The sequence below is a fragment of the Streptomyces sp. NBC_01077 genome, from assembly GCF_045162855.1.
Classification (GTDB): domain Bacteria; phylum Actinomycetota; class Actinomycetes; order Streptomycetales; family Streptomycetaceae; genus Streptomyces.
The window spans coordinates 4,693,597-4,709,584 of record NZ_CP108669.1; the positions used below are offsets into that span (position 1 = coordinate 4,693,597).

The 15,988-nt window shown below is 71.4% G+C and carries 17 protein-coding genes and 1 pseudogene; 9 read left to right on the forward strand and 9 right to left on the reverse strand.

Annotation, left to right across the window (positions count from 1 at the left end):
• Positions 1–29 precede the first annotated feature (29 nt).
• Positions 30–365: a YbaB/EbfC family nucleoid-associated protein gene (locus tag OG462_RS20960; protein WP_015034576.1), complete on the reverse strand. Its 336-nt coding sequence runs from the start codon at positions 363–365 to the stop codon at positions 30–32.
• Positions 366–633: 268 nt separating this feature from the next.
• Here OG462_RS20960 and OG462_RS20965 point away from each other — a divergent pair, with 268 nt between their 5' ends.
• Positions 634–1,338: an SLATT domain-containing protein gene (locus OG462_RS20965; protein ID WP_194480406.1), complete on the forward strand. Its 705-nt coding sequence runs from the start codon at positions 634–636 to the stop codon at positions 1,336–1,338.
• Positions 1,339–1,371: 33 nt separating this feature from the next.
• Here OG462_RS20965 and OG462_RS20970 read toward each other — a convergent pair whose 3' ends face one another.
• The 3 genes from OG462_RS20970 to OG462_RS20980 all read right to left on the reverse strand — a co-directional run bounded on the left by OG462_RS20970 (position 1,372) and on the right by OG462_RS20980 (position 4,390).
• A complete protein-coding gene (locus tag OG462_RS20970) occupies positions 1,372–2,022 on the reverse strand; it encodes a hypothetical protein (RefSeq protein ID WP_406059676.1) in 651 nt (216 codons plus the stop codon).
• Positions 2,023–2,226: 204 nt separating this feature from the next.
• On the reverse strand, positions 2,227–2,934 hold the full coding sequence (locus OG462_RS20975) for a GntR family transcriptional regulator (protein ID WP_406059677.1): 708 nt from the start codon (positions 2,932–2,934) through the stop codon (positions 2,227–2,229).
• A 91-nt stretch (positions 2,935–3,025) separates the two neighbouring features.
• Complete coding sequence (locus OG462_RS20980) at positions 3,026–4,390, reverse strand: aspartate aminotransferase family protein (protein ID WP_406059679.1); 1,365 nt, start codon at positions 4,388–4,390, stop codon at positions 3,026–3,028.
• Positions 4,391–4,568: 178 nt separating this feature from the next.
• Between OG462_RS20980 and OG462_RS20985 the strand changes: the two genes are divergently transcribed.
• From OG462_RS20985 to OG462_RS20995, 3 genes are read left to right on the forward strand one after another with little or no spacing between them, the layout of a single operon-like run.
• Positions 4,569–5,180: a DJ-1/PfpI family protein gene (locus OG462_RS20985; RefSeq protein ID WP_406059680.1), complete on the forward strand. Its 612-nt coding sequence runs from the start codon at positions 4,569–4,571 to the stop codon at positions 5,178–5,180.
• Positions 5,177–5,677 (forward strand): MarR family winged helix-turn-helix transcriptional regulator, encoded by a 501-nt coding sequence (locus tag OG462_RS20990; RefSeq protein ID WP_406059682.1) that lies wholly within the window; start codon positions 5,177–5,179, stop codon positions 5,675–5,677. The genes OG462_RS20985 and OG462_RS20990 overlap by 4 nt, the downstream gene beginning before the upstream one ends.
• Positions 5,667–5,846 carry a hypothetical protein gene (locus tag OG462_RS20995; protein WP_406059684.1) on the forward strand — a complete coding sequence of 60 codons (180 nt, stop codon included), beginning with the start codon at positions 5,667–5,669 and terminating at the stop codon, positions 5,844–5,846. Before OG462_RS20990 ends, OG462_RS20995 begins: the two co-directional genes overlap by 11 nt.
• Before the next feature lie 105 nt (positions 5,847–5,951).
• Here the strand turns inward: OG462_RS20995 and OG462_RS21000 are convergent, their stop codons facing one another.
• Positions 5,952–6,476, reverse strand: a complete 525-nt coding sequence (locus OG462_RS21000; protein WP_406059686.1) for an RICIN domain-containing protein — start codon at positions 6,474–6,476, stop codon at positions 5,952–5,954.
• Positions 6,477–6,646: 170 nt separating this feature from the next.
• Positions 6,647–7,060, reverse strand: a complete 414-nt coding sequence (locus tag OG462_RS21005; RefSeq protein WP_406066633.1) for a hypothetical protein — start codon at positions 7,058–7,060, stop codon at positions 6,647–6,649.
• A gap of 156 nt (positions 7,061–7,216) precedes the next feature.
• Between OG462_RS21005 and OG462_RS21010 the strand changes: the two are divergent.
• Positions 7,217–8,041, forward strand: a pseudogene (locus tag OG462_RS21010) (helix-turn-helix domain-containing protein); the annotation flags it as partial.
• Positions 8,042–8,048: 7 nt separating this feature from the next.
• Positions 8,049–8,285 (forward strand): DUF397 domain-containing protein, encoded by a 237-nt coding sequence (locus OG462_RS21015; protein WP_406066634.1) that lies wholly within the window; start codon positions 8,049–8,051, stop codon positions 8,283–8,285.
• Here OG462_RS21015 and OG462_RS21020 read toward each other — a convergent pair whose 3' ends face one another.
• Both OG462_RS21020 and OG462_RS21025 read right to left on the reverse strand, forming a co-directional pair.
• Positions 8,286–9,197, reverse strand: a complete 912-nt coding sequence (locus OG462_RS21020; RefSeq protein ID WP_406059688.1) for a glycoside hydrolase family 19 protein — start codon at positions 9,195–9,197, stop codon at positions 8,286–8,288.
• Positions 9,198–9,380: 183 nt separating this feature from the next.
• On the reverse strand, positions 9,381–10,322 hold the full coding sequence (locus OG462_RS21025; RefSeq protein WP_406059689.1) for an NADP-dependent oxidoreductase: 942 nt from the start codon (positions 10,320–10,322) through the stop codon (positions 9,381–9,383).
• 194 nt (positions 10,323–10,516) lie between these two features.
• Here OG462_RS21025 and OG462_RS21030 point away from each other — a divergent pair, with 194 nt between their 5' ends.
• Entirely contained in the window at positions 10,517–12,097 is a 1,581-nt protein-coding gene (locus OG462_RS21030) for a substrate-binding domain-containing protein (protein WP_406059691.1), read from the forward strand.
• Positions 12,098–12,123: 26 nt separating this feature from the next.
• A complete protein-coding gene (locus OG462_RS21035; RefSeq protein ID WP_406059693.1) occupies positions 12,124–14,013 on the forward strand; it encodes a serine/threonine-protein kinase in 1,890 nt (629 codons plus the stop codon).
• Between the two features lie 21 nt (positions 14,014–14,034).
• Here the strand turns inward: OG462_RS21035 and OG462_RS21040 are convergent, their stop codons facing one another.
• Positions 14,035–14,943: a LysR family transcriptional regulator gene (locus OG462_RS21040; protein ID WP_406059695.1), complete on the reverse strand. Its 909-nt coding sequence runs from the start codon at positions 14,941–14,943 to the stop codon at positions 14,035–14,037.
• A gap of 155 nt (positions 14,944–15,098) precedes the next feature.
• On the opposite strand from OG462_RS21040, the gene OG462_RS21045 reads away from it, so the two are divergent.
• Positions 15,099–15,929 (forward strand): oxidoreductase, encoded by an 831-nt coding sequence (locus OG462_RS21045; RefSeq protein WP_406059697.1) that lies wholly within the window; start codon positions 15,099–15,101, stop codon positions 15,927–15,929.
• Positions 15,930–15,988 lie beyond the last annotated feature (59 nt).

Below are 15,988 nucleotides of genomic sequence, written 5' to 3' on the forward strand. Positions count from 1 at the left end.
GGGCCTCGAAAGCCCCGCGCTCACACGCCTCAGAAGCCGAGGCCCGGCATGCCGCCCATGCCCTGCGCCAGCGGGCCGAGCTTGGCCTGCTGGAGCTGCTGCGCGTTGTCGTTGGCGGCCTGTACGGCGGCCACGATCAGGTCGGCGAGCGTCTCGGTGTCCTCGGGGTCGACCGCCTTGGGGTCGATGACCAGGCCGCGCAGCTCGCCGGAGCCGGTCACGGTCGCCTTGACCAGGCCGCCGCCCGCCTGTCCGTCGACCTCGGTCGCGGCCAGTTCCTGCTGGGCGCGGGCGAGGTCCTGCTGCATCTTCTGGGCCTGCTGGAGAAGCTGCTGCATGTTGGGCTGACCACCACCGGGAATCACGGTCACTCCTGAGGTTCGCTACGTCCGTATGTCGGTACGCCGAGCCTACGTGGTCGCCGCCCGCCCTGCCTCCATCACTCTTTCGGGTGAGAAACTGCGGGCTCCTCTACCTGATCAAGACCCCCTTGCGGGCGGAAATCCTGGGATTCCGGGCCCACCGCCCACCATTCGGCGGTAGGAAGGGCAGGCACCACGTGCACCGCACGTCACAGAAGGACATGAGCGCTGAGCTGAACAGAGGAGTCCCCCGGTGAGCCAGCAGCCGGAGATGCAGCCACCGGGGCCCCCCGGGGGAGACGTCCACCGCGATCTGACCGGTACGCCGTTCCCCCTGGGTGACTGGGGCGAGCCCGCCGAACGGCTCGACGAGCTGTACCGCTGGGTGGAGTCCAATGCCCTGCGCACCGCCGAGTGGTACCTCTCCGACCGCGTCTGGAAGCGCCGCAGCGCCCGGATCCTGCGGATCGGTACGGCCGCCGGGGTGATCGCGGGCGCAGCGCTCCCGCTGCTCGACCTGACCGGCGTGGCCGAGGGCACCGCCGGCTGGGGCTATCTCTCGCTGCTGCTCGGCGCCGCCTGCCTGGCGTGCGACCGGTACTTCGGCCTGACGTCGGGCTGGATAAGGGACGTGGCGACGGCGCAGGCCGTGCAGCGGCGTCTCCAGGCTCTGCAGTTCGACTGGGCCTCGGAGAGCGTCCGGGAGGTCCTGGGCCCCACGGAGGGCACCGCCAGCGAGGCCGCCGAGCGATGTCTGGGCGTGCTGCGCCGCTTCTCGGAGGACGTGACGGAGCTCGTACGGGCGGAGACCGCGGACTGGATGGTCGAGTTCCGCTCGGGCCCGGCGCCGCTCGCGCTGCAGTCGGTGGGTGTGATGCCCGCGCGGGCCGAGAGCCATCACCCGTCGGGCCGTTTCCCGCTGCCGCCCGGCACCCGGCCGAACATGCCGCGTCAGCGGCCCCCGGAGGCCCGCTGACGCAGGCCTCCGGCGGAGGAGCCGCGGCGGGCCTCAGCTCAGGATGATCATCGAGCCCTGGGCCAGGCTCCGGGTCGCCGCCGCGTGCAGCCCCAGCCACACGTGGCGCTCGCGTGCGAAGAGGCCGCCGTCCAGCGGAATCGGTACGGCCGGTTCCTCCAGGGTGGTCGGCCGCTCCGGCGGTACGGGGGGCGCCGGCGGGTTCGACGGGTCGATGCCGATCGAGGGCGCGACGAACTCCAGTTCCCGCAGCAGCCCGTACGAGGAGCCGAGCGGCCCGCCGCCCTCCAGGAGCTCGTCGCTGGCGAGCGGGACCGGGAAGTCGACCGGCACGTACGCGCCCGCGTGGTCGTAGTGCCAGACCAGGTGCGACTGCTGGGCGGTCGCCTCGAACATCTCCAGGAGCTGTTCGTAGTCCCCGCCGAGCTCGCCGACCGGTTCGACCGGCAGTCCGCACATCTGGAGGAGGTAGGCGCGGCGCAGGAAGTGCAGGGCCTCGTAGTCGAAGCCGGCGATCGGGGCGACGTCCCCGGAGAGCCCCGGCATGTACGCGTAGACGGGCACGGTCGGCAGACCGGAGGCGCTGAGCACGGCGTCGTACGCGGCGATCTCTTCGGCGAAGGGATTGTCGGGGCTGTGGCACAGCACGTCGACGAGGGGGACCAGCCACAGGTCACAGGCCAAGGGAGGCTCGCTCTCCGTCAGTTGTGGGGGACGCTTGCGGGCGTCTGCCGGGCTCTTGCAGGGACGGCCAGGGTAGTCGGCGCCCCACGGGCACCCACAGGCCACCGCCCTCCCGCTGAGGAACTGCCCTCGGAGGCAGGCCCTCAACCCGACCGGACCCGGCTCGCTCGTCCCCGGCCCCGGCCGGCCGGGGCCGGGTCGTCCTCAGCGGGTCCGCCGCTCCAGCCGGTCCGCCCAGTCCATCGAGTGCCTGTTGTACGCCCGTACGACCTCGACGGCCGCGTCCGCGTCGCCGCGCGTGATCGCGTCGACCAGTTCCACGTGGTCGCTCCACAGCCAGCCCAGCATGTCCCGCTCGGAGCGCAGGTACGGCACGGAGAAGACCCAGGCCTGGACGCGGAGCCGGTGCAGGAAGTCGGCGATGTAGTCGTTGGCGGCGACCAGGCGCCCCAGCTCGCGCCAGTAGCGGATGTCGTAGCCGATGAGGATGTCCAGGTCCCCGGCGCGGGCCGCGCGGGCCGCCGCCTCGCCCCGGCGCCGTATGGAGACGAGGGCGACCCCGACGCCGAGGTCGGGTTCCGTGACCGCGGAGCGGGGCGGAACCATGGAGGCGTCGCGGCGGAAGATGCCGTCGACGACGAGCATCCGGGCCTCGACCATGCCCCGGTAGTCGTCGACCGAGTACTGGTGGACGCGGAAGCCGCGGTGCTGGTCGGAGTCGAGGAGGCCCTGCGCGCAGAGGTCGACGAGGGCTTCGCGTACGGGCGTCGCGGACACGCCGTACTGCTCGGCGATCTGCTTGACCGTGAATTCCTGTCCGGGCTGGAGACGGCCCGCGAGCACTTCGTCACGCAGCGCATCCGCGATCTGCTGTCGCAAGGTGTTGCGGGTGACAGCTCCGCTCGCGGGCATGGGTCGGCCCCCTCCGTCCGGCTCCGGACACCCTAGTCCAGACGGAAGGGGCCACCTCGTCAGGCGGTGACGCGGTGTGTTCGACCCGCGGTTACGCGGTGTGCTCGTCGGCCACCGAGAGGGCCGCGTCGAGGGCCGCGAGGCCTTCCTTGGCCTCCGCCTCGGTGACGTTGCAGGCGGGGACGGCGTGGGTGCGGTTCATGTTGACGAAGGGCCACAGGCCGTTCTTCTTCGCCGCGGCGCCGAAGGCGGCCATGGGCGCGTTGGCCTCGCCGGCCGCGTTGTACGGGACGAGCGGTTCGCGCGTCTCGCGGTTCTTGACCAGGTCGAGCGCCCAGAAGACGCCCATGCCGCGGACCTCGCCGACGGACGGGTGGCGCTCGGCGAGCTCGCGCAGGCCGGGGCCGAGGACGTTCTCGCCGATGTGGGCGGCGTTCTCGACGACCTTCTCGTCCTCCATCACCTGGATGGTGGCGACGGCGGCGGCGCAGGCCAGCGGGTGACCGGAGTAGGTCAGTCCGCCCGGGTAGGGCCGCTTGTCGAAGGTGGCGGCGATCTCGGCGTTGATGGCGACGCCGCCGAGGGGCACGTAGCCGGAGTTCACGCCCTTGGCGAAGGTCATCAGGTCGGGCACGACGTCGAAGTGCTCGGCGGCGAACCACTTGCCGGTGCGGCCGAAGCCCGCCATGACCTCGTCGAGGACGAAGACGATGCCGTACTTGTCGCAGATCTCGCGCACGCCGGCGAGGTAGCCGGGCGGCGGGGTCATGATGCCGGCGGTGCCGGGCACGGTCTCCAGGATGATCGCGGCGATCGTCGCCGGACCCTCGAAGGCGATCGTGTCCTCCAGGTGCTGGAGGGCCCGCGCGCTCTCCTCCGCCTCGGTGGTGGCGTAGAAGGGCGAGCGGTAGAGGAACGGCGCCCAGAAGCGCACGACGCCGGCGGAGCCGTTGTCGGAGGCCCAGCGGCGCGGGTCACCGGTCAGGTTGATCGCGGTGGAGGTGGCGCCGTGGTACGAGCGGTAGGCGGAGAGCACCTTCGTACGGCCGGTGTGCAGCCGGGCCATGCGGACGGCGTTCTCGACGGCCTCGGCGCCGCCGTTGGTGAAGAAGATCTTGTCCAGGTCGCCCGGGGTGCGCTCGGCGATGAGGCGTGCGGCCTCGGAGCGGACGTCGATGGCGAAGGCGGGCGCGAAGGTGGTGAGCTTCGCGGCCTGCTCCTGGATGGCGGCGACCACGCGCGGGTGCTGGTAGCCGATGTTCGTGTAGACGAGGCCGCTGGTGAAGTCCAGGTAGCGGTTTCCGTCGTAGTCCCAGAAGTACGAACCCTCGGCGCCGGCGACGGCGAGCGGGTCGATCAGGCCCTGGGCGGACCAGGAGTGGAACACGTGCGCGCGGTCGGCGGCCTTGACGGCGGCCCCGGCCTGGGGATCGGGTTCGATGACATGAGGGGTCATGGGGTCGAGGGTAAGGAAGTGCAGGTAGGGCGGGCTATGGCCATCTTGTCCACCGAGACCGGGGCGGACGCGACACCTTGTTCCGTGACAGCGGTTCATTGACAGCATCCTGTCGACATGACAGTCTGTTGTCATCGAAGTCATGGGATCAGCCACGGGAACGACCGAGGGAGCAGCCATGGGAACGAAGACCGTCCATCTCGCCGTCTACGACACCCTCGCCGACTGGGAGACGGGCCACGCCACCGCGTGGCTCGCCCGCGCCGGCTACACGATCAGGACCGTCGGCCCGGTCGCCGGGGAACCCGTCACGACCATCGCCGGAATCCGGATCGTCCCCGACCTCGCGCTCGCCGACCTCCGGCCCGAGGACAGCACGCTGCTGATCCTTCCGGGCGCCGAGAAGTACGACGAGGGCGACGAGCTCGCCGCCTTCCCGGCCGCGGCACGTGCCTTCCTCGACGCCGGTGTGCCGGTCGCCGCGATCTGCGGCGCCACGGCGGGCCTGGCCAAGGAGGGCCTGCTCGACGACCGCCCGCACACCAGCGCCGTCTCCTTCTACCTGGCCGCCACCGGCTACAAGGGCGGCGAGCACTACGTCGACACGGACGCGGTGACCTCCGAGGGCCAGGCAGGGACGGGCGACCTGATCACGGCCGGCCCGACGGAGCCCGTCGCCTTCGCGCGCGAGGTCTTCGCCGTGCTCGGCGCGTACGAGGGCAAGCGGGACGCCTGGTACCGCCTCTTCCACGACTCGGACCCGGCCGCCTTCGTCGAGCTGAACTCGTGAGCCGCGAGCAGCAGGACGCCCTCTCCCGTACGGCGCTGGGCGTCTTCCGCCTCAACGGCCAGTTCCTCGCCGTCTCGGAGAAGCTGGCCGAACCGGCCGGCCTGACCGCCGCCTGGTGGCAGGTCCTCGGAGCCGTACTCCAGGAACCCCTCCCGGTGGCCGGGATCGCCCGGGTCATGGGCATCACCCGCCAGAGCGTCCAGCGGATCGCGGACCTGCTCGTACGGGAGGGACTCGCGGCGTACGAGCCGAACCCGGCCCACCGGCGCGCCAAGCTCCTCACCCCGACCGAGGCGGGCCGGGCCGCCATCGCCCGCATCGAACCGGGCCATGCGCACCTGGCAGCCCTGCTCATGCGGGAGTTGGGCGGCCAGGAGGCCTTCGACGAGACGGTACGGGTGCTGGACCGGCTGTCGGCGGCGCTGGAGGCGGCCGGCACGAGGTACGCGGCCCCCGAGGCCGCCGAACCAGAAGGCAGGCAGCCAGGTGGACAGTGACCTGCGGCATGCGGCTGTCGTGGCGCTCGGCGAGCCCGGGCGGAGCCACGACCACCGCGACCGGGCGGATGCCGGTCACGGCCTGGCGGGCTTCGCCGAGTCGCGGAAGGCCGCCGGGCCGCTGCTGGAGCTCTCGGTCACCCGGACGACACCTTCGTCACCCGGGTGACCGCGGAAGCCCTGCTTCGACTCCTTCGCCCCGCCCAGAACTGATCAGCGCGTCGGCGGCTCTCCTGGGCACTGGACGTACCCGACGGCGCGCCGGAGTGACGGACTACCAGCCGGTGCTGGGGTAGTAGCCCCAGCGCTGGTTGGCGTACCCGTTGAACGGATAGGCGATCATCTGGGTGCCCCAGACGCCCGTGCCCCCGGGCACGTCGACGGCGTGACCGGTCGTCGGGTTGATGTAGGACAGGTTCTGCTCCTTCCAGACCTGGTTCCAGCCGTTGTTGCAGTGCCAGAGGATCAGCCGGGCGCCCGGGCTCTGGCTGGCGCCGGAGATGTCCAGGCAGAGGCCGCTGTACGAGTTGATCAGGATCGGCTGGCCGTAGGCGTTGGTGGAGGCGTACCAGAGCTGGTGCAGGGAGCCTTCGCAGCGCCACTGGGTGACGGCGGTGCCGGCGGTCGTGCCCTCGCCGCTGGCCTCCAGGCACAGGCCGGTCTCGTGGTTCTTCAGCGTGTAGCCCGGGTAGATCACTTCCGCCGAAGCGGAAGAGGCGCCGACGAGGCTGGTGGCGGCGACGGCGAGCGTCGCGGCACCGGCGGCGGCCAGGCGGCGGATCTTGCTGGTGAGGGTCATCGATGTCCTTCTGTGACGGCACGGGGAAACCGGCCGACACCGGTGCGCACACAGGCCACCGCGCCGCCGCAGGCTCCCCCGATGCCTTCGGTCGTTGATCGACTCGGAAGGTAACGACCGTCCGTGGACATGTCACACCGGCGCGCCCGGCGTGTCTGCGGATCGAGCCGTCACATTCCCGCCAGGAGCTCGGCCACGGCGCTCCGCAGGAGCAGGGGGTGGACGAAGCGGTCCGGGGCGGTCGGCGGGAAGCGCCAGGACAGCGGCCAGGTCCGGCCCGTCAACGCCGGCACCGGTACGTAACTCACATGGGCGGGCCCGGCATTGAACCGGGTCACCCCGCGCGGCCACACCTTCCGCGCCGTCGACCCCGGCGGCACCAGGAAGTAGACCCCTCGTCGCCCGTTCGCCTCGATCACGACCGGCCCAGGGTCCCCACCGGTGAGTGCCTCTATCCAGTCGGCCAGCCGCCGCCCCTCGTCACCGTCCACACGAACGGCGTCGAATTGCACCCCGGCCTTGCGGAGTTGGAATCCGGAAACTGGAATCCAATCCACGTTTACTTCCCGATTCTCATCATTCACGAGGACATGCTCCCGCGCCGACGCTAGCGTTTTCCACGATTGCTGACGGTGCGTCGCCATCCCCTCGACCTGCGTCAACGCACCTTGAATGCAGTCGAATTCGGCGGGGAGCAGTTGAGACCGGTTGAGATCGGTTGAGTCCGAATGGGGATCGCGATGGCGCGAGCGGAGAACAAGGAATCAGCGGGCCCGGCGGCCCGGATGGCAGCGACGGTGGCGAAGAGAATGCGGGTGAAGAAGGGCCTGACTCAGCCCCAGCTGGGCGAACAGACCGGGTACTCCGGTGCGGCGATCAGCGCCATGGAGACCCTGGCCCAGCCGGTGAGCGACGAGATGCTGGTGCAGCTCGAAATCGCCCTGGGTGGCGGCACGGGCATCTTCGAGGAGATGCGGCCGCTCGTACGGCTGGAGAAACTCCCGGAACAGTTCCGCGGGTACGCGCCGATCGAACAGAAGGCGGTCGCGCTCTGGCTCTACGCGAACCACGTCGTCCACGGGCTGTTCCAGACGGAGGCGTACGCGCGGGCGCTGATCGCGGGCGGCTACCCGGAGCCGACACCGGAACGGGTGGAGGAGCTGGTGGTCGGCCGGATGGCCCGGAAGGCGCTGTTCGACCGGAAGCCGGTCTGCGAGATCGAGCTGGTGCTGGACGAGTCGGTGCTGCGGCGGCCGATCGGGAGCGAGGACATCATGCGCGAGCAGTTGCTGTACCTCGCGGAGTGCGCCCGACGGAGGAACGTGAACCTTCAGGTGCTGCCGTTGGAGGCGGGGTTGGGGGGCGAGTACGCGGGCGATCGAGGCGCTCTGGAGATCGTCGAGACCCCGGCACACGACCGCGTGACCTACCTGGAGATCCAGGGAGAGAGTGTGCTGATCACCGACCGGGCGAAGGTCAGTACGCACATGCAGCGGTATGCGAAGATCCGGGCACAGGCCCTGGATCCGCGCCGGTCGCTGGGTCTCATCGAGGAGTTGGCGGGAGCACGGGATGAACGACAGCCTGCACTGGTTCAAGTCCAGCTACAGCGACAGTGGCGGCGGAAGCTGCGTCGAGGTCGCCTTCGACTGGCACAAGTCCTCGTACAGCGACGACGGTGGCGGCAACTGCGTCGAAGTCGCCACCTGCCCCCACGCCGTCCACCTCCGCGACTCAAAGCAGAGCGACGGGCCCACGTTCACCGTGGAGCCCGCCGCCTGGACCGCGTTCGTTGCCTGGCAGGACTGATCAGCAGGACAGGTTCGACCCCGCGGGCACGCCCAGGATCTGGGTGAACTGCTGGTACTTGGTGACCCGGCTCTGGACCTGGGCCGGGTTGCCGCCGTTGCACTCCAGGCTGCCGTTGATCGCCCAGATGGTCTGGCCGAATCCGGCGCCGTTGACCATGGCGTTGTGGGCGGTCATCGTGCCGGGACCGTTCTGCGTGTTCCAGTACCAGAGGCCGGTCATCATGGCGACGGCCGGGTCCTGCTCGACGCGCCAGGGGTTGTTCAGCAGGTCGATGCCGAGGGCGTCACCGGCGGCCTTGTAGTTGAAGTTCCAGGAGAGCTGGATGGGGCCGCGGCCGTAGTAGGCGGCCTGGCCGGCGGGGCAGCCGTAGGACTGGCTGGTGTCGCAGTAGTGCGGGTAGTTGGCCGTGTTCTGCTCGACGATGTAGACGAGGCCGCCCGTCTCGTGGGAGACGTTCGCGAGGAAGGCCGCGGCCTCCTGCTTCTTCACCGTGTCGCTGCCGGTGTTGGCGAAGCCGGGGTACGACTTGAGGGCGGCGGTGAGGCCCGCGTACGTGTAGAAGGGGTTCCGGCTCGGGAACATCTGGTTGAACTGGGCCTCGGAGACCACGAATCCGGAGCTCGGCGGCGGGGTGGTGGGCGGGGTCGTGGGCCCGCCGCCGCAGGCGCCCTGGTCGGCCCAGACGCCCCACTCGCCGGTCGTGCCGGGAGTCTCGTTCTGGGTCCACCACTTGGCCGACCAGTTGTGGCCGTTGTGCGAGGCCGTCATTCCGCCCGTATAGACGCTGGAGGCGTTCCATGCGGCCACGCAGGCGGCGGCCGCACCGGCGGAGGCGGCGGGGACGAGGAGGACGGCGAGTCCGGCGGCCGTACAGAGCGCGGCCATCAGGGTGACCAACTTACGGAGCATGCGTGCTTCCTTCCGGGTGGGGCCGGGTGGGGAAGCACAGCGAATCGCGATTGGTCTGAACCTGTCAAGGTCTAGACCAAGAGTTGTGACGGAGGGGGTTCCTCTTGTCCCGACGACCGACGAGTCGGCCCCGGGACCCGATGTTCCGGGTCCCGGGGCCGCTCGACTCCCTTACGGCTTACGTCAGATCAGCAGCACGATCCGACCGGGGCGGTGGCCGGCCTCGGCGCGGCGGTGGGCCTCCGCGACCTCCTCCAGCGGGAGGACGTCGGCCACCCGGGTGAGCAGCTCGCGGTCCGCCACCTTCTGCAGCGTCTCCTTCAGGCGGGCGGCGTCCGGCGTGGCCCGGACGACCTCGACGCGGATGTTCCGTTCGGCGGGCGGAATCCGGTCGGGAGCGATCGCCGCGAAGACGCCGCCGTCCTTCAGCAGCGGGAGGGTCCCCCCGCCGAAGAGCGCCCCGTCGAAGATCCCGTCCACCCCCTCCGGGGCCACCTCCCTCACCCGGGCGAGCACCTCCTCCGGGGTACCGCGCGGGACGGCGTGGTCCGCACCGAGAATCCTCAGTTCGGCCTCGTCACCCTCGTGGGCGACGGCCACGACCCGCAGTCCGGCCGCGTGGGCGTGCTGGACCGCGAAGCGGCCCACCACCGTACTCCCACCGGTCACGAGCAGCGTCGCCCCCGCCGGGAGCGCGAGCCGGTCGAGGCCCTGCTGGGCCGTGGCCGAGGCCAGCGGGACGGACGCGGCCACGGTGTACTCCACGTCCTCCGGGATCGCGGCCAGCCACTCCGGATCGACCCAGATGACCTCGGCGTACGTGCCCTCGCCGTTCAGCAGCGCGTACCAGGGCACGGTGCCGGCCACCCGGGTCCCGGGCGCCATTCCGGGCACGGGATCGAGCAGCTTTCCCGCGAAGTCCGTCCCCAGGACGAACGGGGGCTTGAGATCGCCGACCGCGTCGGCGTACAGGCCTGCCCGGATCCGCACATCGGCCTGGTTCACGCCCGCGGCCTTGAGCCGCACGCGCACCTTGCCCGGGACGTCCCCGGCCTCCGGCTCGGGCCGACGGGCCATTCTGAGGACCTCGGGTCCGCCGTAGGCGGTCACTTCGACGACACGCATGGGGTTCTCCTCAGGCTGAAGGCCCCCTCGTGGCCATTACACCCACGCCCCGCAGCCCCGGGCAACCTCTGTTGACCCGCCCGCGCCGGGGCCGCCCGGCGAACGCGACGGCTCCGTTGGCGGAAGGGAGAACTCCAGGTGGCGGGGAGCGACGTACCCTCCGTAACCGCACACACGTCCGTACCGTCGCGCGAGTGGACTGGCTTACCGCTGAGAACCTCATCGCCGTGATCACCGCGCTCCTCGGCGTCCTCGTCTCCACCGGTGCCGTCTGGTACGAGCGGCGCGTGCCGCACCAGCGCCGGATCGGCTACCGCGTCCAGCTCGACACCGCCATCGGCGCCGGGGCGACGCACCTTCCCGTGACCGGCCCCGGCACGACCGTGCGGCGCGGGTTCTTCGACACCTCCCCGGAGCTGGCCAACGCCGACGCCACCATCGTCCTGCTCCGGATCGAGAACGACGGCGGCCTGGCCATCACCGCGGACCACTACACGGACGGTGCCAACAACGGACTCACGGTGGTGTTCGGCAGCACGGCGGGCGGCACGGAGCAGCCCGGGCGAAGACGGCACGTGAAGGCGCTCGTCGTGACCGCCCCCGACCACCCCGGCCTCCTGACCCACTTCCCCGACAGCTGGCGGGGTCCGGCCGACGGCGCCACCTCCCTCGTACTGCCCAAGGTGCCGCTCAACCGGGGCGCCCACTACAAGCTGCTCGTACTGCTCACCGGCGGTCCGATCGGCACCCCCGTCGAGGTCCACGGCAACATCGCCGAGGGCGTCGTCCACGTCAACCACAGCACGACCCCCGACGACAAGCCGCCCGTCTTCAGCCGGGTCGCGCGGGCCGTCACCGTCGTCCTCACCCTCTGCGTGATCGCCCTCGCCGTGATCATCGTCCGGGAGCAGACCCCACCGCCCATCGGCTGCGCCACGGGCAGTCTCACGGTCACCGGGTCGACGGCCTTCGCCCCCGTCGTACGGGAACTCGCGAAGAAGTACGAGAAGGACTGCGAGGGCGCGACGGTGAGCGTGGAGGCGCACGGGTCGACGGCCGGGATCCGGCGGCTGGCCGAGGAGGGGGCGAAGACCGCCAAGGGCTCCCCCGCCGTCATCGCCCTGTCCGACGGGCGCAAGCCGGGCGGCTTCCCGCAGCTGCGGGAGAGCATGGTCGCCGTCTCCCTCTACACCCTCGTCCTCAACGACGGGGTGCCCGTCGACAACCTCACCCTGGACCAGATCCGCCGTATCTACCGGGGCGAGATCAAGAACTGGGCCGAACTGGTCCCCAGCATGGACCAGCCGATCCATCTGGTCAGCCGGGACGCCAACTCCGGCACCAGGGAGGTGTTCCAGCGCCGGGTCCTCGGGCGCAACGAGCCCGCCAACTCCTCCCTCGACTGCCAGAACAGCAACGACTCCGAGTCCGCGGTCATCCGCTGCGAACTCGACTCCACGGAACAGGTCCTCTCCACCGTGGCCAAGCTGCCCGGAGCGATCGGATACACCGAACTCCGCGACGGCACCGGCCTGAAGGGCCTGCACCGGGTTGCCATCGACGGACGCAGGCCCGTCCTGGACGAGATAGGCGAGTCGAGCTACCCGTACCGGGAGATCGAGTACGCCTACACCTGGGGCGAGCCGCCGGCCGATTCGCTGACCTCCAGCTTCCTCACCTATCTGCGCTGGGGCAGCGGCCAGGACGTCATCCGCACCCACGGGCATCTGCCCTGCTCCACCCCGAAGGGGCTGCGGATCTGTGGGGACGGCTGACCCCCGGTCTGGCATGCTCTGACGACGTGGAGCCATTGAACGCGGAAGACCCGGTCAGCATCGGCCCGTTCCGTCTGCTCGGCCGCCTCGGCGTCGGGGGAATGGGACGGGTGTTCCTCGCGCGTTCGTCCGGCGGGCGGACCGTCGCGGTGAAGGTCGTGCACGCGGCACTGGCCGCCCAGGACGAGTTCCGGCGCCGGTTCGCCCGCGAGGTCGCCTCCCTGGAACGGGTCGGCGGCACCGGCACCACGCCCGTGCTCGGCTCGGACACGGACGCCGAGTCGCCGTGGGTGGCGATCGGCTACGTACCGGGGCCCTCGCTGCGGACCGTGGTCGGCGACGAGTTCGGGCCGCTGCCGCCCGCGACCGTGAAGGCCCTGGCCTCCGGCCTTGCCCGGGCCCTCGTGCACATCCACGCCGCCGGGCTCGTCCACCGCGACCTCAAGCCGTCCAACGTCCTGCTCACCGTCGACGGGCCGCGGATCATCGACTTCGGCATCGCGCGCGCCGTCGACACCGTCGCCGACGGCGGCAATCTGACCACCACCGGGGCGGTCGTCGGCTCCCCCGGCTTCATGTCGCCCGAGCAGGTGCGGGGCGACCGCCTCACGCCCGCGTCGGACATCTTCTGCCTCGGCTCGGTCCTCGCGTACGCGGCGACCGGCCGTTCCCCGTTCGGGACGGCGGACAGCGGCGTCCACGCGACCATGTTCCGCATCGCCCACGACGAGCCCGACCTGACGGATCTCGCGCCCGAGCTGTCCGGGGTGATCCGGGCCTGCCTCGCCAAGGACGTGACCGCCCGGCCCTCGGCCGCCGAGATCGCGGAGACCCTGCCGGTCGCCGATCCCTGGCTCCCGGCGGACGTCCTCGCCCGGCTCGGCCGGCACGCGGCCCGACTCCTTGAGGCGGAGACGGAGAGCCCGACCGGGACCGGGTCCACCGCCCTCGCCGCGGGCGACCCGACCCCGCCCACTCCCCTGCCGCCGTCCACCGCCTCCACGGCACCCCAGCCACCGGCCCGGCGCCCTCGCCGTACCGCCCTGGTCGCCGGACTCGCGGCCCTCGCGGTGGCGGCCGCCGCCACCGTCACGTACACCTTCTGGCCCGACCCGAACGCCGGCATGGACGATCAGAAGAACCGCGCCCCCGGCAGCACGGGCAACGTCGCGGCCCGCCCCGCCGGAATCGTCCCGGCCGCCTTCCTCGGCGCCTGGGAAGGCGTCATCCAGGGCTCCCCCGACCACCCCCGGGAGACCGCCCGGTTCGAGATCAGCCAGGGCGCGGCGGGCGCCAAGAACGCGGTCTACGTCCAGGTCGCCGAGAACCGCCTGTGCATGGGCCGCTCCCGGCTCGTCTCCGCCGACGAGGACAAGGTCGTCTTCGGCGAGTCCGACGTGACGACCAGCGTGCCCGCCCAGCGCTGCGTCCCCGCCGCCCACCAGACCCTCACCCTGCGCTCCCCCGACGTCCTGGAATGGACCTCGGGCACCGCGAAGGCCACCTTCCGCAAGGCCCCCACCGGCACCGAGGTCGTCCCCGCCCGCTACCTCGGCCGCTGGTCGCGCATCCCGGCGCCGGAGATCTACGGCGAGAACGACGACCGCTACACCTCACAGGTGACGATCACCCAGGGCCCGGTCGGCGCCCCCGTGGTCAGCACCCTCGACGGCTATCCGCGCACCGTCGACGGCGTGCTCATGGACGAGGACTGGTCCTGCGGCACCACGGCCGTCCTCGCGGGCGTCGGAAACCTGCTGATCGTCGGCCCCGCCACCCGGGACACCAACGCCTGGGACCGCGAATGCCAGGAGGGCCTCTCCCGCTACCTGCTCGTCGACAAGCTGAACGGCAAGGACCGGCTCCTCGTCTATCCGATGCTCGACGGCGAACCGAACGAGTACTACCGCTCGTAGACACGTACCCGAGAACGAGCACTACCGCTCGTAGGAGACCGCCCGCCCCGCCGCCGCGTGCGCGTACGCCCGGACCAGCGGGCGGGTGTCGTCCGCGCGCCAGGCGAGGACGAAGCGGCTGGGGCTGACGCCGTCGACGGGGCGGGTGACGACGCCGCCTCGGGTGAGGAGCGGCGTGTTGCCGGCCGCGACCAGGCAGATGCCGAGACCGCCGACGAGGGCCTCGTACGTCTCGTCGGTGCTGGCGATCTCCCCGCCGACGACCGGCGGCCGGCCGCCGCGGGCATCCAGCGCGAGCCAGTGGTCGCGCAGTTCGGGGCCGGTGTCCGGCAGGGCGAGGAACGGCTCGTCGAGGAGGTCCGCGAAGTCCAGGCGCTCGCGGGCGGCCAGCGGATGGGTCTCCGGGAGGGCGACGAGCCGGGGTTCGGTGGCCACGACGACCCAGCGGAACCGTTCCTCGCCGGCCAGTGGCAGCCAGACGAACGCCACGTCGCTGGCGCCGTCGGCGAGCCCGGCCGTCGGGTCCTCCCACCCCACCTGACGCAGCCTGAGCACGGCCTCCGGGTGGGCCTCGGTGAAGCGGGAGCGGATCGCGGGCAGCAGCCCGCCCCGGCCGGGGCTGGTGCTCATGCCGACGACGAGGGTGGCCTGTTCGTCGGCGCGGGCCCGCCGTACGGCCCCGTCCGCCTCCGCCCAGGCGGCGAGCACGGCACGGGCGTGCGGCAGCAGGGCCGTACCGACGGGGGTGAGGCGGACGCCGTGCCGGTCGCGGTCGAAGAGCGGGGCGCCGAGCTGCCGCTCCAGGGCCCGGATCTGCTTGCTCAGCGCGGGCTGGGAGACGTACAGCCGCTCGGCGGCGCGGGTGAAGTGCAGCTCCTCGGCGACGGCGACGAAGTACCTCAGGTCCCGCCCGTGCACGTCCATGGTCATAACCATGAGTTATCACAGCAGATCTTGGACGACAACACCCGTGGGACACAAGCTTGTTGTGTCGCCGAGACGCGGAGACACCGAGACACCGGAACAGCAGCACAGCAGCACCGCGGGACAGCAGGACACCGAAACGACTTGGGAGAACGGTCCACATGAACAAGGTCTGGCTGATCACAGGCGCCAACAGCGGCTTCGGACGCGCCTTCACCGAGGCGGCGATCGCCGACGGCGACGTCGTGGTCGCCGCGGCCCGTCGGACGGCTTCCCTGGACGACCTGGTCGCGGCCCACCCCGACCAGGTGCACCCGGTCGCCCTGGACGTCACCGACACGGCGGCGATCGACCGAGTCGTCGCCGAAGTCGCCGAGCGCCACGGCCGCATCGACGTCCTCGTCAACAACGCGGGCCGCACGCACGTCGGTTCGGTCGAGGAGACGTCGGACGCCGACCTGCGCTCCCTCTTCGACGTCCACGTCTTCGGCCCGGCCGCCCTCACCCGCGCCGTCCTGCCCCACATGCGGGCCCGCCGCTCGGGCGCGATCGTGCAGCTCAGCAGCGTCGGCGGCCAGATGTCGATGGCGGGCTTCGGCGCGTACAGCGCGACCAAGTTCGCCCTGGAGGGCCTGTCCGAGGCGCTCGCGGCGGAGGTACGACCGCTGGGCATCGACGTCCTCATCGTCGAACCGGGCGCCTTCCGCACGAGCCTCTTCGGCAACCACAGCCTGAGCGACGACGGCATCACCGACTACGCGGACACGGTGGGCGCGACGCGCACCTTCGTGGAGACGGGCGGCGGCACGCAGGCGGGCGACCCGGCGAAGGCGGCGGCAGCGGTCCTGGCCGCCCTGGCCGCCGACGAGACCCCCCTGCGCCTCGCCCTCGGCGACGACTCGATCGACACGATCCTGGGCCACCTGGACCAGGTCCGGGACGACCTCGGCACCTGGGAGAAGGTCGGCCGGGACACCAAGCTGGACGTCTGACGGCCAATGGACGCGGAAAAGGCCCGCACCCCGGCGAACCGGGGGCGGGCCCTTCGTCG